The sequence below is a fragment of the Francisella orientalis FNO12 genome (genome assembly GCF_001042525.2).
GTDB lineage: Bacteria > Pseudomonadota > Gammaproteobacteria > Francisellales > Francisellaceae > Francisella > Francisella orientalis.
On sequence record NZ_CP011921.2, the window covers coordinates 45889 to 64056 of the forward strand.

Below are 18168 nucleotides of genomic sequence, written 5' to 3' on the forward strand. Positions count from 1 at the left end.
CAAGTTTTTCATAAAATTAATTTGAAACTAAGCATACTCTCAAGCATACATAGTTGTGATCTTAACATAATTAACAGAAATTATGGATAATAAATTTTAAAAAAATATGAAAATAAATTTTTACGAAAAAATATAACTAAACCTTTGTAATAAAAAATGATATAGGTTTATCAAGTAAATTTATTTGAACAGAAGTTTTTGTCTATAGAATTTTAATTCATTTATAGACTCACGTATATCATCTAGAGCTTTATGTGTAGATTTTTTATAGAAACTTTCGCCATCACCCCAATACTCATGGAGAAGCTTTAAGCTCGTAACATCAAGCATTCTGTAATGACAATAGTTATCAATATCAGGCATATATTTTGCTAAGAATCTTCTATCCTGCCATATTGAGTTACCGCACAAAGGAGAACTTTGGAATGGTACATACTCTTTTATAAACTCAAGAATTTTTTGCTCAGCTTGCTTCAAAGAGGTTTTACTATCTTTGACTCTTTGAGTTAGACCAGTTTCACCGTGAACTTTTATACACCATTCATTCATTGAGTTTAAAATTTCATCAGACTGATGAATTACAATTGGTTCAGCTTCAGCAATTATATTTATATTTTTATCTGTGATAATTGCAGCTATCTCAATAATTCTACAACTATCAACATCTAAACCTGTCATCTCAAGATCAATCCATACTAGATTATCTGTAGATTGCATGCGTCTAATCCTTTACTCTAGATACATAAGTTGAAGTTCTAGTATCAACTTTTATAATTTCCCCAGTTTGTACAAAAAGAGGTACGCGCACCACAGCACCTGTTGATAATGTTGCTGGTTTACCACCTGTACCTGCTGTGTCACCTTTAAGACCGGGATCTGTTTCAACAATTTCAAGATTAACAAAGTTAGGAGCAACTATTGAAATAGGCTGACCATTGAATAGTATTATTTGATATTCATCTTGGTCTTCGAGCCATTTCTTTGTTTCACCAAGAGCTTCTTGAGAAACCATATATTGCTCAAAAGTTTCTGGATGCATAAAAACATAGCTATCTCCATCAAAGTAAGAGTAAACAGCATTTAATTCTTCAACATCAGCAGCTTCAACAGATTCTCCAGATTTAAAAGTTTTTTCAACTACTCTGTCATTTAATAGGTTTTTTAATTTAACTCTATTAAATGCTTGTCCCTTTCCTGGCTTTACAAACTCGTTCTCAACAATAACCATTGGGTTACCATCAATTAGAATCTTTAAGCCACCTTTAAACTCATTTGTACTATAACTAGCCATTTTTAATCCTTATTTAGTTTGATGTAATATTTTAATTCCAACATTCGGAGGGAGTTTTATTTACGATACCACCATCAACTTCAAGCTCTATATTTCTACACGGGGTATCAGCTGTTTGTGAGTTCTGTGCTGTTGCTGTTATTACATAGCTTACATCAGGACATTCAGGTTCCCCAGAACAATATGAAAGTAGATAGTAATTATTTGCAGTATTCTCATGATAGAAGTTATTTATGCTACTACCAGAAGGAAATGAGCCAAAACGGATCTCAAAATTATCAGCTGCACTCGCTGCTGAAAGCAGTTCAGATGTTGCTTCTGTTCGGTGATTTCTTAGTATATAGTTGTTATACATCGGTAAGCCTATAGAGGCGAGAATTGCTATTATTGCAATTACAACCATTAGTTCAACCAATGAAAATCCATTTTTCTTATCTGCTAGCATACTAATGGTACTCTTAATATATTTGAGGTTCGCCATTTGGTCTAGTTCTATAACGACGATGCTGCCATAAATATTGCTTTGGACATTTTCTTATAGCATCTTCGAGGAATTTATTTGTCATTTCAGCATCTCTATATGCATCATTTGCAAATTCCAGAGGCTCGCCTATAACTATCTTATATTTTTTTAAACATTTTTCTCTAACATAATAGACTGGCAATACTATAGCATTTGTTTTTTCAGCTAACCATGGAGTTACTGTTAATGTTGAGCACAGAGTTCCAAAAAAAGGAGCAAATACTGAATTCTCAAGACCTGTGCTTTCTAAGCCGAAATCCTGATCAGGCGCATACCACATTGAGTACCCCCTTTTTATACTTTTTATAACACTTATTAAATTTTTACTATCAAGGCATCTATATATGTTTTTTTCACGATATTTTTTGATTAATTCCTCCAGGAGTTGATTAGTATTTTTCTGATACATTACTGTAAGAGGAGGGTGGCTCTCAGCAACATGACGACCCACTATTTCGATACAATGAAAGTGAAATCCTAAGAAGATAACATTTGTACTTGGATTTTCATGATATTTTTTGAATATGCTTAATGAATCTCCTTCCCATTCAAATTTTATTTTGTTGAATCTTTTTTTTGATAAAAACCAAGCAGCAGTAGTTTCAGCTCCTGATAAAACCATTGAGTAATAACTTTTATTAACTAGTTTATTAATTTCTTTGGTAGATTTTTCAGGAAAGGCGATTTTAAGATTCTCTCTTGCAATTTCATTCCTACTTTTTAAGAACGGCTTAATAATAATACCAATAGCAAGCACTATATACTTATGAGTAAAAAGCGGTAACTTAGAGCCAAAATTCATTATTCCTACGATAATCCAAATGCTCCAGTTTTTAGGTTCAAGCTTGTTATTTTTCATTAGTATCTTTAAATTAAAATGTTAAATCTATTTTAACATACACTTTTTTAATCATAAACATTAATAAATCTTTTCTTCTCCTGGTGGTCTTGTCTTATATCGACGGTGTTGCCATAAGTACTGTTCAGGGTATTTTCGAATAGTTCTTTCAAGAAACTGATTAATAAGCAATGCATCTTTATAATCATCCCCAGAAAACTCCATTGGCTCGCTAGATATGAGTTTATATCCAGATAAGTCTTTATTTCTAACGTAATATGTAGGGATTACTATAGATTTGGTTTTCCGAGCTAACCATGGGGTGACTACTAATGTAGAACAAAGTTTTCCAAAAAAAGGTACAAAAATACTGTGCTCTTTAAAATCTTGGTCAGGAGCATACCAAAGAGTCGCCTTCGATCTTAAGCTTTTTATCAAGGTAAGCATATTTTTACGCTCAAAACATTTATCTACATATTTTAATCGAGATGAAGTTATTATGTGTTCCATTACAGGGTTTTTATGCTTCTGATACATAAGGCTTAATGGCTTAAATTTGTCTCCACAATATCTACCTGCTATCTCTAATGTGTGAAAGTGAAAACCTAGAGACATTAAGGGTCTATCTAAATTTTCATGAGTAGCAATAAACGATTGAAATTCCGTTTCATCTACATTTATTTTTTTAAAATTCTTATCTGACATAAACCAAGCTATTAAGCTTTCAAATCCAGCCATACATGCCGATTTATAACTTTCATTAGCAAGTTTTTTTATTTCTTGATCTGACTTTTCAGGGAAAGCGATTTTTAAATTAGTAATAGCTATTTGATTACGTCTTTTTGCTAGGGGTTTTGCTAAAAAACCAATGCCAAGAGCAAGTCGCATTAGAGCTTTATATGGTAAGATATTTACAATGACCTTACATAGGCCAACTATTATCCAAAGTCCCCAGTATTTTGGTTTAAGTAGAGATCTATCCATATTATTTTTTATGAGTGGCTTGGTAGTGTCTTGTGATAATCCACTGTTGTAAGATACTAATTACGTTGTTAGTTAACCAGTATAGTACTAGACCAGATGGGAATGAAGCAAATAAGAATGTGAATATCACAGGTAAGAACATCATTATCTTAGCTTGCATAGGGTCTGCAGATGCTGGAGATAATTTTTGCTGTAAGAACATTGATATACCCATAAGTATAGGTAATACAAAGTAAGGATCCTTCATTGATAAGTCATGAATCCAGAAGATAAATGGAGCTTGTCTTAACTCTACAGACTCAAGTAATACCCAGTATAGTGAAATGAAAATAGGAATCTGTATAAGCATAGGTAAACAACCACTTAGAGGGTTTACCTTCTCTTCCTTATACATCTCCATCATTTTCTTGCCTAGAGCTTGACGATCATCTTTATATGTTTCTTGTAAGCGTTTGATTCTAGGTTGTAGCATTCTCATTTTTGCCATAGAGCGATAACTCTTAGCAGAAAGAGGGTAGAATATAAGTTTGATTAAGCAAGTAACTAGAATAATTGCTAAGCCCCAGTTACCTACAAGTGAATGTATTTGATTCATCACCCAGAAGATTATTTCTGAGAAGAATGATAACATTCCGTAATCTAGAGTTTTTTCTAGATTAGGAGCTAAATCTACTAAGTTAGCTTTGATGATTGGTCCGCTATATAGTACAGAATTTATATTTTCTGATTGACCAGATGCGATCGAGAATCCAGTGTAAGCCCCAGCTTCAAAGACATCATTGTTTAGGTTTTTATAGTATATTTTTGAGTCATTTGATTGTGGAATCCAAGCACTTACAAAGTAATGCTGTATAAATGCAACCCAGCCTAGACCTTGACTATTTATAACTATAGGTTGGTCGTTAGTCTTTGAAATATCTTTGAAAGATTCTTTTCTGAAAGAATCATTAGCTGTAGAGTAAGCAACACCAGTAAAAGTGTAACTGTGAGCATTTAATAGACTAAAGCTATCACCCGCTGGATTAAAGTCCCTTGCTAATGAATCATCAATAATAACATTTACAGGCTCTGATGAGGTGTTTTTAATATTCTGAGATATAGAAATATTGTATTTAGCATCATCAAAAGTGTATGTTCTAGTTATTTTTAGGCCATCAACATTTCCAGTAAGAGTTAGTACCTGTTTACCATTTTCTTTTTTGATTCCTTGGCTCTCAAAATTGATGTCAACAGGCTTTTTGTTAATAACAATGGTGCTTTTAGCAATATACTCTGAACCTTGTTCGTCAGTAAGTAAAGCCATTGGTGTCTTATCATCAAGACTTACACTATAATCTTCTAATGATGCAGATATGATAGCACCATCAAGTAAGCCGATCTTAAGGTTTTTGAATACGTCAGTGTTAATAATCACGCTTTTAGCATCATCATACTTTGAGAAACTCGTGGTTTTCGTTAAAGATGCTTTTGCATCAGATGTTGATACATTTGTTGTGGCAGGAGTATCACTGTTGTAGTGACTATTATCTTGTTGAGCTTGAGTCGTTTGTGATTGACTGCTGTTTGATGGGAAAGTTTGCTCCCATCTACCCATCAATGAGATAAGCATTATAGCTATCGTGACTAACAGTAGTATTCTTATATGATTAGCTTTCATTGTTTATTATTAACCTTTTTATTTTTACAAGGAACCGGATCGTAGTAGTCTCTTTTTGCAAGCGGATGACATCTTAAGAGCCTACGGGTACTTAAATATAATCCCTTTAGTATACCATTAGTTTTTAGAGCTTCTAGAGCATATTCTGAACAAGTAGGATAATATCTGCATCTAGCAGGTATAAAGGGACTTATACAATAGCGATATAGATTGATTAGAGCTATAAAAGGAGCTAGTGTAATTCTCTTAAAAAATTTTCGAAATTTTTTATCGATTGCCACAATTCTTCCTTAGTAGCTTGAGATGCTGTTTTTTTACTTAAAACTATCAAGCTTTTGTGTTCTAAGAGATCTTTGTGTAAGCGAAAAGATTCTTTAATAATTCTTCTACAAAGATTTCTTTTAGTAGCTTTCTTAATGCTTTTTTTGGGTAAGATTGCACACATGCCAGGTTCTTTATGAGTTCTGTGACTTAAAAGGAACGTGAAATTTAGAGTTCCAAGTTTTGTATCTACATTGTCAAAGGCTTGTTTAATCTCACTTTTACCTAGTATATTTTGCTTTGTTAAGCAAAAATTACGCTGCAAGCTTAGCTCTACCTTTAGCTCTTCTGTTTCTAATAACTTTTCTTCCGCTTAGTGTCTCCATACGAGCACGGAAGCCATGAGTTCTTTTTCTTTTTAAGTTTGAAGGTTGGAATGTTCTTTTCATTTTAGTTTCCTCTTTAAAATTCTAATCTTTATTTAATACATTACAGAAATAGTTTCGGTATTGTATAGAAAAAAACTAGATTAGTCAAATACTAATTGCTAGGGTTGGTGCAGGGTATTAGGTTCATTTCTGACAATTGATCCCAAGATTCATTAGGACATTTTTTAGGTTTCTCAGACGGTAAGCAGTAACCTTGCCAACCTCGATAGTTTTCAACTGCCAAACATTTTTTGAATTTTTTGACACTTAGATACGCAGGTGTCCAAGTTGCTGAGTTTGAGCCGACTAGTTGCTCTTGTTGCTTGGGTTGATCTATAGCTGGTATAGTACCTTCTTTAGCTTCTTTACTTAAAGGAGAAGGTGTTGCGTTCATTGGAATAGGTGTAGTGCTACTTTTTTTTGTATCAGTTGCAGAGTTCATTATTATTGTAGATCCGCTTACTACTGAGTTTGTTGAGTTAGTATCAGTTATGTTTGCACTAAAGCTATTAGCAAAGCAGAAACCACATACAAGCAGCAGAGATATTCTTTTCATTTTTGATAATAAGTATATTTAATTATGTTCTTCTATAATATTTATTTTCATTTCAGTATTCAAGCTAATGATAGTTACTATGGTATAATTTCGATAAATTTTATAAATAGTTTTTTTGTTGTATGACAGATTTATATCATGTAATCGGTTATCCGGTTAAGCATAGCGTATCTCCTAAAATTCAAATGGAGTTAGCAGAGCAATATAATCAAGATATACTTTTTACAGCTGTTGAAGTTAATCCAGAAGATTTAGAAACAAAGATTCAGGAGTTCCGTGATAATTCTCAAATTAAAGGGTTAAGTGTAACTGTACCACATAAAGAAAAAGTATATAGTTTGGCAGATGATGCCGATGATACTGCTAAGGCAGTTAAAGCTGCTAGTAATGTTGTTTTTACTGATGATCGTAAAATGATAGCTCTAAACTATGATGGTTTGGGTATAGTTAATGATATTAAGAATAACTATAAAATAGATTTTAGGGCTAAAAAAGTTCTTGTAGTAGGGGCTGGAGGAGCTGCCAAAGCGGTTGTTGCTGCGATTGTTAAAGAGTCACCATTATCTGTAAGTATTACTAATAGAACTAAAGCAAAAGCAGACGTGATAAGAGATTTATTAAAATCAGAAGCTAAAATAAATGTGATTGATTTTGATGATATCAAAGAGTCATTTGATGTCGTGATTAATTCAACATCATCAAGTATTTATGGTGAATTACTTCCTTTAAAAAAAACAAACTTTAATAAAAGCGCATTTGCTTATGATTTGATGTATAGTTCAGATGGTGGGACTATTTTTACAAAATGGTGCGAAGATAATGGTATTGAGGCTGCAGATGGTAAAGGAATGTTGAAAGAGCTCAGTCTCGCAGTATTTAAGTATTGGCGAGGATTATGACTTAAAATAGTCGTTGTGCTAAAATATTCATAAATAGTAACTACTAGCATAACTGCTTCTGAGAGTTAGATTGAAGAAAAAAATATTGTTCCTTGGTGTTGGCGGTATTGGTGTCTCGGCGTTAGCTATTGCAGCTAAAAGACTTGGTGCTGATGTTGCCGGTTATGATAGTATTCCGAATAAATTAACTATTAAGCTAGAGTCTTTGGGTATTTCAATATTCTCTAGTCATAATAGTGTCGATGTTTCAGATTACGATATGGTGGTGTACTCAAGTGCTATACTTGATAACCATCCTTTGTTATCAAAAGCGCGTGTTTTGGGAGTGAGGTGCTTACAAAGAGCTATGTTTCTAGCATTATTAATGATAGATTTTAGATATAGTGTTGCAGTTACGGGAACTCATGGTAAGACTACAACATCAAGTATTTTAGCGACATTGCTATGTAAACTTGATACAACTAGCAGTTTTGTTGTTGGTGGCGTGGTCAAATATGCAGACTCAAATATTCAGGTAAATGGTACAGATAAATTGGTTATAGAAGCAGATGAAAGTGATGCTTCATTTTTATATCTAAATCCAAATGTTGCAATAGTTACGAATATTGATCTTGATCATATGTCGACATATAAAAATAGTTATGACAATTTACTTGAGAACTTTGCAAATTTTTTGATGAAAGAGAGTGTCGAAAATATATATTTGTGCGTTGATGATCATGGTTGTGATGATTTGCTAGAAAAATATCGTTCGCGAGTATTAGGAAATATTGTATCTTATGGTTTCGCGATAAATTCAGATGCTCGAATATATAATTATAGAGTGAGTGATAATTTAACTACTTTCACTGTTGAGTACAAATCGGGTAAGTATGATTTTGAACTAGAATTACCTGGTAAATATAATGTTCAAAATGCTACCGCATGTGTAGTAGCATGTTTGGATCTAGGTTTTAGATATGAAGATATCTATGATGCACTAGTTACTGTAAAAGGCGTTGCAAGGAGGTTTGATATTTATGATAAGCAGATATCAAGTCATAAAATTCCTGTTATTGACGACTATGGACATCATCCTGTAGAAGTTACAAGCAGTCTTGGAGCTGTTAGAGATAAGTATCCTAATAAAAAAATAATACATGTCTTTCAGCCACATAGATACACTCGCAATAGAGACTTGCTTATAGACTGGCCAAAAGCATTATCTTTAGCTGATCAGCTAATAATACTTCCAACATATTCAGCGGGAGAGCAAGTTATACAAGGGGCTGAGAGTCAAGATCTTGTCAAAAATATTCCCAAGGCACTTTTGGCTGATAGTTTTGATCACGTGCTCTATTTCTTAGAGAAGCTTGTTGATGATAATACGGTTGTGTTAATTCAAGGAGCGGGAGATGTTACAAATTTGGTGGGTATGATAGGTGAATAGTATAGAAAAAGGAATTCTTTATGTCGTAGCAACGCCTATTGGGAATTTGCAAGATATAACTTATAGAGCGGTGAGTATTCTAAGTAGTGCTGATGTGATTTTAGCAGAGGATACGCGTATGACTATTAAGCTATTGACGAATCTCAATATTCGTGGTGATCAGAAGTTGATCTCATGTCATGATTTTAATGAGGAGTCACGAGTTGAGTATGTCAAAGAGCTTTTAAGCAATGATAATAGCATAGCTTTGGTAAGTGATGCAGGGACACCATTAATTTCAGATCCAGGTTATAAGATAGTTGCAAGCTTACGTAACAGCGGACATAAGGTTGTACCTGTACCAGGTGTTAGTGCATTGATAACGGCATTATCTGCGGCAGGCTTACCTTCGGATAGTTTTCTGTTTAAAGGATTTTTATCAGCGAAACAGGCTAAAAGACAACAGCAAATTCGTGACCTGCAACTAGCAAATGCAACAGTAATAATATATGAATCTGTACATAGAATTACTTATCTTTTAGATGATCTGTTAGAGATAATGCCTCATAACAATATTGTTGTTGCTAAGGAGCTTACAAAGCAGTTTGAGAAATTTGTAGCTGGTTCTGTAGAGGAAGTCTATGATTTTTTTAAAAGTAATCCTGATATTATAAGAGGAGAGTTCGTTGTTATTATTGATTGTAATAATACCAATGATATTACTGATCAGAGTAACCTAAATGTTGATATTGATGATTTACTAAAAGATTTGCTAGAGGATATGCCTGTTAAAAAAGCAGTTAAGTTAGTGGTTAAGCTCACAGGAGCTAAAAAAAATGACATTTATGAGAGAGCATTGGCTGTCAAAAAAGATATTTAATAGCTAATTCCTAGGCTTCAAACTTTATCGAACTTCTGTGGTTATTTTGGTAGTTCGCTCTTAAATCCCTCTAAAAAAGCATTTTTATCTTGTTCACTCTCTAGGTTATTGCTATAAAAAGTATCCATGATATAACTAAATTCCGCTACTTGTTGCTTTGAGAGATTATATTTCTCATTGTTTAGACCTGCTTTCATACCTTCAATGAAAGATTTCTTGTCTACAATATTTGATGAGCTATAGTTTTTGGTATTTCAAATAAATTAAAACCTAAGCTATAATTAAACTGATCAGCACTAATATCTTTAGGAAGAGTCTGAGAATCACTATTGAGAATTTCTTGAAGCTTAGTGCTTTCTATGAGCTTAAATTTAGGTTTTGTATTGCTGTAATGATCAGAGATGCCAGATAAAACTATTTTAGGATTGTATAGTTTGGTTGGACTTGAACTAAAAAGAAAGCCTTTCTTAAGACTACTCATTCCGGTTTTATATCCTATCGAGAGGCTAATTTTTTTATTATCATGTTTTTTTAGCAAAAAGTTATCTTGATTATTTATTTTATCTTTTAGGCCTTTATAGAAGTCCTCTAAAGAATATTTTTCATCCATACCACAGATATTTTTATCTTTGAGTTCTTTTGCAAAAATTACAGCGTTATTGTAGTAGTCTTGAGAGTTAGTATTTACTATTTGTGAGCTGATATCTAAAGATATGCTTAGTAGACAAATTAGAGGGATATACAAATTTTTAAGAATTTTAGTTAGCATAAATTAAAAAAAACACATTTGTGCTAATAGATTATTTTGTTGCTATACTATAAATATAAAACTATATAAAAATAAAATATTATGCTACAGCGAGCATTTTATACTCTAAGGCAGATGTTTAAGTATCGAAAAGCTCTAAAGTTATCTGATACTAATTATCTAGAGACTATAATAAATTTAACTCCGGAGATGCTGACTAAGAATCAGGTTAAATATCTTGCTCTAGATTTTGATGGGGTTTTGGCAAGTCATGGTAAGCCTGAAATGCATCCTGAAGTTTTGAGTTGGCTTACGAAATTTGTTACTAATTTTTCAGAAGATAGAGTTTTCATTCTTTCTAATAAACCTACTCAAGAGCGACTAGAATACTTTAAAAAATATTTTCCACAGATAAGGTTTATATCAGGTGTTGCAAAAAAACCATACCCAGATGGTCTAGAAAAAATAATTGATCTGCTTGGTTGCCAGCCTAATGAGTTAGCGCTTGTTGATGATAGGTTGCTAACAGGATGTCTTGCTTGCTTGATAGCGGGTTGTTACCCGATACTGATAACAAGGCCTTATGTTGATAGAGATAACTACACAAAAGAAGAGAGATTCTTTAGTTTTCTTCGCTATTGTGAGCAAAAAACATTTCTACCTAAAGCGTAATCACTAGTATTTTATTTGATTATTACTTAATATTATATTAGTAGCTTTAAATTAAAATTTATTTATGAAGATAATTGTTATTTCGACAGTCTGGATGTCATTTTTGTGTATGGCTTTTGCTAATACTACATTTACACAATCTTTTTTTGGAGACTATGATCATTCAACAGATAGTAGTTTTGCATATGAAAATAATAGCTATAGAGATGATGGAAAAATACAGAAGTATAACAATAAATTCTCTAAAGATGACTCTAATAGTTACAACTGTAGATTTGATGGTTCTGGAGAGTTAAAGTGTGGAAATTATAATATAAATACTAGCTCTAAGCATACTGATAAAGATGCAGCAAAAAATATATCACGACACTACAAGAAGCTAAAAGATGTTAAAGATGTTAAAGATGTAAGTAAAGGTGATGATTTTAATTGTGCGCTTGATGATAAAAAAGATGTCTATTGCTGGGGTGATGGTACTAATGGTGAAAAATGTCTTTTTGATAAGCCTCAGAAGGTTCAGACGGATGTCGAGTTCAGTAGATTAAGCATGGCAACTACCTATACTTGTGGTATTGAGAAAGATGCAAATGATCTGTATTGTTAGGGTAAAAGTCAAAATGGTCAAAGAAATCTCGATTCAACTGTACCTGTAAAAATGTAACCACAAATGTCTCACAATACAAAGCGATTTCTCACAAACTCTAAAAGTTCTAAGATACTTACTGAAATTATTAATCAACTTGAAGACTGTGAGGAGTTTGTTATAAGTGTTGCTTTTGTGACTTTAGGTGGAGTTATTTGTATTTTAGAGACTTTACGTCAATTAAATGCTGAAGGAGTAAAGGGAAAAATCTTAACTGGATGTTATCTAAATTTTACAGAACCTAAAGCTCTTGAGAAGCTCATGGAATTTAATAATATCGAGTTAAAAGTTCTTAGTGATGATAATTTTCATGCTAAAGGTTTCTTTTTTCGTAATAAGGATAGTTGGCGAATAATTCTAGGTAGCTCAAACCTTACTCAGTCAGCACTTACAGTTAATAACGAATGGAATCTGCTTTTTGAAACTTCTAATAATGACTCAACAACGGAGCAAATTTTAGCAGAATTTGATTATCTTTTTGCTAAAGCAGAATATGCTAGAGATATCATTCAGCAATATAGTCAAATATATCAACAAATAAGTAGCAATATCGCTAGTTATAGACCTATCGATACTAAAATATCTCCTAATAAGATTCAGCAAGATGCATTAGAGAATCTGGATCGATTAAGACAGCAAGGCAAAAATAAAGCATTAATAATTAGTGCCACTGGGACTGGAAAAACTTTTTTAAGTGCTTTTGATGTATCAAAAGTAAAGCCGAAAAGGTGTTTGTTTGTAGTGCATCGTACAAATATTGCAATAAAGGCAAAAGAGACTTTTGAAAAAGTAATAAAAGATAAAACACTTGGTCTGTATACTGGAGAAATCAAAGATCCTGCAGATTATCTATTTGCTACGGTACAAACTCTAAAAAGCCATAAAACATTAGCAAGCTTTGAGACAAATGAGTTTGACTATATTATAGTTGATGAAGTTCATCATGCAGAAGCACAAAGTTATAAAAAAGTTTTATCATACTTTAAGCCAAAATTTTTACTTGGGATGACTGCTACTCCAGAGCGGAGTGATAATGCTGATATCTTTAAGCTTTTTGATTATAACATTGCTTATGAAATCAGGCTTCATCAGGCGTTAGAATATAATTTTCTTTGTCCATTTCACTATTTTGCTATAGAGGATTTTTATTTAGAATCAGAGCAGGTTTTTGCGAAGGATTTTTCTAAATTAATTAGTGACCAACGAGTAGGGCATATTATTGATAAAGCTAATTTCTATGGTTATAGTGGCAAATCGCGATCAGCTTTAATGTTTGTTAGTAATGTTGATGAGGCAGTACAGCTTGTGACTAAGCTCAGTCAAAGAGGTATCAAAGCTAAAGCTTTATCAAGTCAAGACTCAGAGCGTGTAAGGCAAGAAACAATTGGTGAGCTTGAGAGAGGGTTACTTGAGATTATTGTTACAGTTGATATTTTTAATGAGGGTATTGATATTCCATCTGTTAATCAGGTTATCCTTCTAAGGCCTACTCAAAGCGCTATAGTCTATATACAGCAATTAGGGCGTGGACTGCGTAAGTATAAGTCTAAAGACTTTGTTGTGATTTTGGACTTTATCGCAAATTATAATAACAATTTTCTCATTCCTGTGGCATTAAGTGGAGATAATAGTTATGACAAGGACGAGCTTAAAAAGTTTGTAGTCTCACCAAATAACTATTTAGCTGGTGAAAGCACAATTACCTTTAGTAATATTGCTAAGGAAATAATCTATAAAAATATCCAAAGGACAAACTTCTCGCAACTAAAAAATATAAAAAAAGATTATGTTCAGTTAAAGAAGGAACTAGGCAGAATTCCTAGATTAGTAGACTTTCAGCAGTATAACTTTATCTCACCAGAGGTTATTTTATCTACTAAAGATACTTACTACGATATTTTGCAAGCTTTTAAAGAAGAGGTAGAAAGTTTAAATCAACGACAATACAATATTATAAAATTTATTTCTAAAGAGTTTACTCCAGCAAAAAGGCTTTATGAGATTTTAATTTTAGAGGAGCTTTTGAAATCTAAAGCTATTAGTAAAGCTTATTTAGAAGCAGTGTTACGTGATAGTTTGGATGATTTTGATATCATAAGTTTTGCAAATGTACTAAAGCATTTATCTCTGAAAATATTCACAGTAAATGCAGGTAGAGTAGATTATGAGCCTCTAATATCTGTAGATGGGCAAGAGATTAAGCTACAGATATCAGATGTTATTGATGAAAGTAGATTTTTGTATGAGCAAGTTAAAGATTTAATAGACTATAATAAAAAAGTTTTTTTTGAAAAATATAGTCTAAATAAGTCTCATGGACTATCGTTATATGCAAAATACTCTAAAAAAGAGATTGCTCATCTATTTAATCAAGATTATGCCAATGGAGGAGTTAATCTTGCTGGATATAGATCTTTTGAGGATAAAGTACTACTGTTTATGACTTTTGATGAGAATAAAAAATTTGATATATATGATAATAAGTTTCTCTCAAAACAGACTTTTTCGTATTACTTAAAAAAAGGTAAAACTCTTAGTGATCGTTTAGAAAAGGCACTTAGTCAAAATCGATATAAAAGTTATGTTTTTGCACGAGTAAATAAAGAAAATAGCTATATTTATCTTGGTATAGTTGCCAAGTGTCTAGTTGCCAAAGAAATAATCACTGAAAAAAAGTTTGTTGAGTATATTTTTGAATTAGAAAAGCCGCTAACAAATGAAATTTGGCATTATTTTAAAGCTGTTTATAAAACCAAGATTTGATGCTTAATTAAATGATTTTTTATTTTTGTTTGTTATAATGGAAATTGAAGGAAGAACAAATTTGGAGAGTCCTAATGGCATACAAAAAAATTTTATTAGCTGTGAATGTTTATGAGAATGCAGACATTGTTATTAACTCTGCGGTAGATTTCGCTAAAAAGAACAATACAGAAGTTTTAAAGGTTGTTACTGTTATTGATTGTGTAGCTCCATTTGCACCATCTATAGTTGATTTCCAACACTCTATAGAGCAAGAAGCAAAAGAAGCTTTGGATAAGCTTGTAGCTAAAATTTCAGGTATCAAGGTTGAACATGAAGTACTTGTTGGTAATCCGGCTGTTGAAATCGTTGACTATGCTGAAGAGAGTAGTTGCGATGTGATAGCTTTAGGCTCTCATGCAACTCATGGTATAAACTTACTTCTAGGTTCAGTAGCGAATGCTGTTCTACATAAAGCAAAATGTGACGTGCTAACTGTGAGAGTTGGTGAGAATGAAAAAGAAGTAAGTAAAGCGCATAACTATCAAAGACTGCTTGTACCTACTGATCTTGAAAATGATTCATGTATAGTGGTCGAGAAAGCAAAAGATATAGCAAAACTTTATGGTTCAAAAATTGACACTGCTTTTGTTATACCTAATGACAGTATTTCACTGATGACATGTGAAACTGAGAAAGTTGAGCAGACAATAGAGAAGTTTGCTGAGAAAAATGGTATCACCGGAGAGAAGTCAGTAATGATTGGAGGTATTGCTAATAGTTTATTAGAAAAAGCAGCTGAGAATAAAAATGATTTGATCGTTGTAGGAAGTCATAGAAGAAGTGCTATTGGTAGATTTTTCTTAGGCTCTACAGCAAATAGCATCTTACATGAAGCTAATGTTGATGTTTTAGTAGTTAGACTTAAATAATCGTTATTTTCTCTTTTTTTCGTTACAGTTAGATTCTAAAAAAATCATAAAAAGACTCAAAAAAGTGTATTTTTTTTGAAAAATATACTTAAATTAAAGAATCGTGTAAAAAATAATATTATTTTTATGAAAAAATTATTAGTGCTTTTAGCAGGCTCAGTAGAGTGGTATGAGTTTACTGTATATTCATTCTGTGCGGCATATATTGGCGTAGCATTTTTCCCTGGTGATCATTTTATAAAGTTCTTAGCTGCCTTCGGGGCATTTGCTGCAGGATTTTTAGCGAGACCTCTTGGTGGAATAAATATTTGGTTATATCGGGGACAAAAAAAGTCGCTCTACTGCTTTGGCATTAGCGGCATTTTTTATGGGGGTACCTACTGTTGGGATGGCATTATTACCATCGTATGCAACTATAGGTATTTTGGCGCCTTTATTATTAGTCGCTTTTAGAATTTTGCAAGGTATAGCGATAGGTGGACAGTATAGTGGTTCAGTTGTTATTCTTGTAGAGGCAGAGTCAACATTACTCGGTAAGGCTAAAGCTGGTGTAAATGTTATAACTAGTGCTTTTGTTGGGATATTGTTGGCAATTGTAACTTTTCAAGTTATTAGGTATCTAATTCCAGATGAGACTATGGCAAATGGTGGCTGGAGAATACTTTTTGGGATAGCGATTATACTTGTTGTATTATCATTCTTTATCAAGCATAGTGGTGATGAAAAAGAACCTGAAAAATCAAATGTGAGTTTAACAAAAGTAATACTCAAAAATTATAAAAGCTTAATATATATGATTTTATTATGCTTTCCTGGTGCTGTTGTGGCTTATTTCCAGATTACAATTCTGCCTAATATCATTAAGAAAATATTAGGTCATGCGGATGTTAATGTCGCAGTATTGACAACTATTAGTATTATCATGTTTATTATTACATGTAATATTGCCGCTAGACTTACTAAGTATTTTAAAATAAAAACGATTACTGCATTTGGTCTTGTTTTGATGCTTATATTGTCATTACCAATGTATGCGCTATATAAGGCTAATAGTGACTTATTGATTGTCTTCTTTGTGACTATGGGAGCAATATTTGGAATATTCTATGGCAATATTATGGTATTGTTCACAGAGTGTTTGCCTAGAGAGATTCGTTATACTGGATTGGCTTTAGCTTATAATATTGGTTTTGGAGTGTTTGGTGGTTTATTGCCATTCTTATGTTTCTTCTTAGCTTACTCTATATCTGATTATATGGCGGTGGGTATGATTTGTATAAGTGCGATTGTTGGTTTGATAACGCTATATAAATTTGAGCCAGAAAATCTTAAAAAGTCTATAATAAACAATAACTAGTACTCAGAGAGTTACTTTAAGGTAGTTGCTAATGAGTTATTATTTTTTGAGTGAAAACAGCTTTATTTACAATATCAGTAATAAATTATCATTAGATGATAATCTCAAAATTTTAAATATCTATAAGTCTTTTATTATAGATAGAGCTTTTTGTCATAAATATGGTATCTATGATATTGTTCCGACTTATAATTCAATAGCTTTTCATTTTGAATATATGGATATTGATTATTTACAAAATACTATTTTAGCTAGAATTGAATCTATAGATCTCAATGAAGCTATAGATTCAAAAATTCATTATGTATATGTAGATTATAATGGTGAAGACTTAGCTAAAGTATCGCAAGTATTAGAGCTAGATATTGCTGAGATTATCAAAAGACATACTCAAGTTGAATATCATATTGCGATGTTAGGCTTTAAACCATATTTTCCATACTTACTTGGTCTTGATAAAAGTTTAAGTGTGCCTCGCTTAGCAACTCCACGAAATAGAATAGCTACAGGGTCTGTTGCAATTGGGGGCTCTCAAACAACAATTTTTCCTGAGCAATCGCCGAGTGGTTGGAATATTATAGGGGTATCTGATTTTAGAGACTTCTCTAACTTTAGTGCTGGTGATAAGATAATTTTTAGGGAGAAGTGATGCTTTTGATAAATTGTGACTTAGGAGAGAGAGGTATTGCTCATCCTATTGATGATAAGTTAGTCGGATATATAGATATTGCAAATATCGCTTGTGGAGGTCATGCAGGTAATAAAGAAAGTGTTGATTATTATGTGAAGCTATGTCGAGATTGCAATGTCAAAATTACAGCACATATTTCCTACCCTGATAGGGAAAACTTTGGTAGAAAAGTTATAGACATCGATTATGGTAATTTATGTGCGTCTTTTGATGAGCAGTTTGCACTTTTTGATGGAGAGGTTAAAGCTATTAAACCGCATGGAGCTTTATATAATGAACTAAATGTTGATCAAGAACTAGCAAAAGTTTTTGTTGAATTGTGTCTTAAAAATGATATCAAAGAGTTGGTGGTTAGTCCTTTTGGTATAGTTGCTGAGTATGCTAAAGAAAATGGTATAAAAACTGTTAAAGAGAGTTTTGCAGAGAGAGGCTACATGCTTGATAGTATTAATAATCCTATGCTAATACCACGAGGCCAACCAAATGCTGAAATACATAATGTAATGGAGGCGGTTGAACAATATAATCAGCTTAAACAAGGGTTTATTACTATAGACGATCAAGATATTTTGTTTGAGTCACAAACTATATGTATACATTCTGATAATAAGATAGCTTTAGAATTAGCACTGCAATTGTATGAGAGTAGATACTAAAG

At 32.4% G+C, this 18168-nt stretch carries 21 protein-coding genes and 1 pseudogene; 10 read left to right on the top strand and 12 right to left on the bottom strand.

Annotated elements, in window-relative coordinates:
* Window positions 1-180 precede the first annotated feature (180 nt).
* From orn to FNO12_RS00255, 10 genes are all read right to left on the bottom strand, one after another.
* Window positions 181-717, bottom strand: a complete 537-nt coding sequence (gene orn, locus FNO12_RS00210) for an oligoribonuclease (RefSeq protein ID WP_014714163.1) — start codon at window positions 715-717, stop codon at window positions 181-183.
* A 4-nt stretch (window positions 718-721) separates the two neighbouring features.
* Complete coding sequence (efp, locus tag FNO12_RS00215; protein WP_014714164.1) at window positions 722-1291, bottom strand: elongation factor P; 570 nt, start codon at window positions 1289-1291, stop codon at window positions 722-724.
* A gap of 31 nt (window positions 1292-1322) precedes the next feature.
* Window positions 1323-1736 carry a type IV pilin protein gene (locus FNO12_RS00220; RefSeq protein ID WP_014714165.1) on the bottom strand — a complete coding sequence of 138 codons (414 nt, stop codon included), beginning with the start codon at window positions 1734-1736 and terminating at the stop codon, window positions 1323-1325.
* A 13-nt stretch (window positions 1737-1749) separates the two neighbouring features.
* Window positions 1750-2673, bottom strand: coding sequence for a lysophospholipid acyltransferase family protein (locus FNO12_RS00225; protein WP_014714166.1), 924 nt, complete (start codon window positions 2671-2673; stop codon window positions 1750-1752).
* A gap of 60 nt (window positions 2674-2733) precedes the next feature.
* The gene (locus FNO12_RS00230; protein ID WP_014714167.1) at window positions 2734-3636 is read right to left on the bottom strand and encodes an LpxL/LpxP family acyltransferase; all 903 of its coding nucleotides are present in this window, start codon (window positions 3634-3636) and stop codon (window positions 2734-2736) included.
* A 1-nt stretch (window position 3637) separates the two neighbouring features.
* Window positions 3638-5293 (bottom strand): membrane protein insertase YidC, encoded by a 1656-nt coding sequence (gene yidC / locus FNO12_RS00235; protein WP_014714168.1) that lies wholly within the window; start codon window positions 5291-5293, stop codon window positions 3638-3640.
* Window positions 5290-5574, bottom strand: a complete 285-nt coding sequence (yidD, locus tag FNO12_RS00240; RefSeq protein WP_030003303.1) for a membrane protein insertion efficiency factor YidD — start codon at window positions 5572-5574, stop codon at window positions 5290-5292. Before yidD ends, yidC begins: the two co-directional genes overlap by 4 nt.
* The gene (gene rnpA / locus FNO12_RS00245; protein ID WP_030003304.1) at window positions 5526-5879 is read right to left on the bottom strand and encodes a ribonuclease P protein component; all 354 of its coding nucleotides are present in this window, start codon (window positions 5877-5879) and stop codon (window positions 5526-5528) included. The genes yidD and rnpA overlap by 49 nt, the downstream gene beginning before the upstream one ends.
* A complete protein-coding gene (gene rpmH, locus FNO12_RS00250) occupies window positions 5869-6003 on the bottom strand; it encodes a 50S ribosomal protein L34 (RefSeq protein WP_014714170.1) in 135 nt (44 codons plus the stop codon). The genes rnpA and rpmH overlap by 11 nt, the downstream gene beginning before the upstream one ends.
* A 91-nt stretch (window positions 6004-6094) precedes the next feature.
* The gene (locus FNO12_RS00255; RefSeq protein WP_014714171.1) at window positions 6095-6538 is read right to left on the bottom strand and encodes a hypothetical protein; all 444 of its coding nucleotides are present in this window, start codon (window positions 6536-6538) and stop codon (window positions 6095-6097) included.
* 122 nt (window positions 6539-6660) lie between these two features.
* Here FNO12_RS00255 and aroE point away from each other — a divergent pair, with 122 nt between their 5' ends.
* The 3 genes from aroE to rsmI all read left to right on the top strand — a co-directional run bounded on the left by aroE (window position 6661) and on the right by rsmI (window position 9725).
* A complete protein-coding gene (aroE, locus tag FNO12_RS00260; protein ID WP_014714172.1) occupies window positions 6661-7437 on the top strand; it encodes a shikimate dehydrogenase in 777 nt (258 codons plus the stop codon).
* Between the two features lie 70 nt (window positions 7438-7507).
* The gene (gene murC, locus FNO12_RS00265) at window positions 7508-8866 is read left to right on the top strand and encodes a UDP-N-acetylmuramate--L-alanine ligase (protein WP_030003305.1); all 1359 of its coding nucleotides are present in this window, start codon (window positions 7508-7510) and stop codon (window positions 8864-8866) included.
* Window positions 8859-9725, top strand: coding sequence for a 16S rRNA (cytidine(1402)-2'-O)-methyltransferase (rsmI, locus tag FNO12_RS00270; RefSeq protein WP_014714174.1), 867 nt, complete (start codon window positions 8859-8861; stop codon window positions 9723-9725). The genes murC and rsmI overlap by 8 nt, the downstream gene beginning before the upstream one ends.
* A 41-nt stretch (window positions 9726-9766) precedes the next feature.
* Here the strand turns inward: rsmI and FNO12_RS09890 are convergent, their stop codons facing one another.
* Both FNO12_RS09890 and FNO12_RS00275 read right to left on the bottom strand, forming a co-directional pair.
* On the bottom strand, window positions 9767-9922 hold the full coding sequence (locus FNO12_RS09890; protein ID WP_166687626.1) for a hypothetical protein: 156 nt from the start codon (window positions 9920-9922) through the stop codon (window positions 9767-9769).
* A 23-nt stretch (window positions 9923-9945) separates the two neighbouring features.
* The gene (locus FNO12_RS00275) at window positions 9946-10494 is read right to left on the bottom strand and encodes a hypothetical protein (protein WP_166687627.1); all 549 of its coding nucleotides are present in this window, start codon (window positions 10492-10494) and stop codon (window positions 9946-9948) included.
* A gap of 81 nt (window positions 10495-10575) precedes the next feature.
* On the opposite strand from FNO12_RS00275, the gene FNO12_RS00280 reads away from it, so the two are divergent.
* From FNO12_RS00280 to FNO12_RS00315, 7 genes and pseudogenes are all read left to right on the top strand, one after another.
* Window positions 10576-11145, top strand: a complete 570-nt coding sequence (locus FNO12_RS00280) for a YqeG family HAD IIIA-type phosphatase (RefSeq protein ID WP_014714175.1) — start codon at window positions 10576-10578, stop codon at window positions 11143-11145.
* Window positions 11146-11209: 64 nt separating this feature from the next.
* On the top strand, window positions 11210-11749 hold the full coding sequence (locus FNO12_RS00285) for an RCC1 domain-containing protein (protein WP_048349204.1): 540 nt from the start codon (window positions 11210-11212) through the stop codon (window positions 11747-11749).
* A gap of 63 nt (window positions 11750-11812) precedes the next feature.
* A complete protein-coding gene (locus FNO12_RS00290) occupies window positions 11813-14551 on the top strand; it encodes a DUF3427 domain-containing protein (RefSeq protein WP_030003306.1) in 2739 nt (912 codons plus the stop codon).
* A gap of 74 nt (window positions 14552-14625) precedes the next feature.
* Window positions 14626-15462: a universal stress protein gene (locus FNO12_RS00295; protein WP_014714177.1), complete on the top strand. Its 837-nt coding sequence runs from the start codon at window positions 14626-14628 to the stop codon at window positions 15460-15462.
* Window positions 15463-15588: 126 nt separating this feature from the next.
* A pseudogene (locus tag FNO12_RS00305) lies at window positions 15589-16819 on the top strand (MFS transporter).
* 31 nt (window positions 16820-16850) lie between these two features.
* A complete protein-coding gene (locus FNO12_RS00310; RefSeq protein ID WP_014714179.1) occupies window positions 16851-17468 on the top strand; it encodes a 5-oxoprolinase subunit B family protein in 618 nt (205 codons plus the stop codon).
* Window positions 17468-18166 (top strand): 5-oxoprolinase subunit PxpA, encoded by a 699-nt coding sequence (locus FNO12_RS00315; RefSeq protein WP_014714180.1) that lies wholly within the window; start codon window positions 17468-17470, stop codon window positions 18164-18166. Before FNO12_RS00310 ends, FNO12_RS00315 begins: the two co-directional genes overlap by 1 nt.
* Window positions 18167-18168 lie beyond the last annotated feature (2 nt).

Excerpts from the sequence above, each read along its gene's own strand:
- FNO12_RS00220 (WP_014714165.1), bottom strand. The coding sequence starts at position 1,736 with ATGCTAGCAGATAAGAAAAATGGATTTTCATTGGTTGAACTAATGGTT.
- FNO12_RS00230 (WP_014714167.1), bottom strand. The coding sequence starts at position 3,636 with ATGGATAGATCTCTACTTAAACCAAAATACTGGGGACTTTGGATAATA.
- FNO12_RS00285 (WP_048349204.1), top strand. The coding sequence starts at position 11,210 with ATGAAGATAATTGTTATTTCGACAGTCTGGATGTCATTTTTGTGTATG.
- FNO12_RS00290 (WP_030003306.1), top strand. The coding sequence starts at position 11,813 with ATGTCTCACAATACAAAGCGATTTCTCACAAACTCTAAAAGTTCTAAG.
- FNO12_RS00310 (WP_014714179.1), top strand. The coding sequence starts at position 16,851 with ATGAGTTATTATTTTTTGAGTGAAAACAGCTTTATTTACAATATCAGT.
- FNO12_RS00255 (WP_014714171.1), bottom strand. The coding sequence starts at position 6,538 with ATGAAAAGAATATCTCTGCTGCTTGTATGTGGTTTCTGCTTTGCTAAT.
- yidC (WP_014714168.1), bottom strand. The coding sequence starts at position 5,293 with ATGAAAGCTAATCATATAAGAATACTACTGTTAGTCACGATAGCTATA.
- FNO12_RS00225 (WP_014714166.1), bottom strand. The coding sequence starts at position 2,673 with ATGAAAAATAACAAGCTTGAACCTAAAAACTGGAGCATTTGGATTATC.
- FNO12_RS00280 (WP_014714175.1), top strand. The coding sequence starts at position 10,576 with ATGCTACAGCGAGCATTTTATACTCTAAGGCAGATGTTTAAGTATCGA.
- aroE (WP_014714172.1), top strand. The coding sequence starts at position 6,661 with ATGACAGATTTATATCATGTAATCGGTTATCCGGTTAAGCATAGCGTA.
- FNO12_RS00315 (WP_014714180.1), top strand. The coding sequence starts at position 17,468 with ATGCTTTTGATAAATTGTGACTTAGGAGAGAGAGGTATTGCTCATCCT.
- FNO12_RS09890 (WP_166687626.1), bottom strand. The coding sequence starts at position 9,922 with ATGAAAGCAGGTCTAAACAATGAGAAATATAATCTCTCAAAGCAACAA.
- rpmH (WP_014714170.1), bottom strand. The coding sequence starts at position 6,003 with ATGAAAAGAACATTCCAACCTTCAAACTTAAAAAGAAAAAGAACTCAT.
- efp (WP_014714164.1), bottom strand. The coding sequence starts at position 1,291 with ATGGCTAGTTATAGTACAAATGAGTTTAAAGGTGGCTTAAAGATTCTA.
- FNO12_RS00295 (WP_014714177.1), top strand. The coding sequence starts at position 14,626 with ATGGCATACAAAAAAATTTTATTAGCTGTGAATGTTTATGAGAATGCA.
- orn (WP_014714163.1), bottom strand. The coding sequence starts at position 717 with ATGCAATCTACAGATAATCTAGTATGGATTGATCTTGAGATGACAGGT.
- FNO12_RS00275 (WP_166687627.1), bottom strand. The coding sequence starts at position 10,494 with ATGCTAACTAAAATTCTTAAAAATTTGTATATCCCTCTAATTTGTCTA.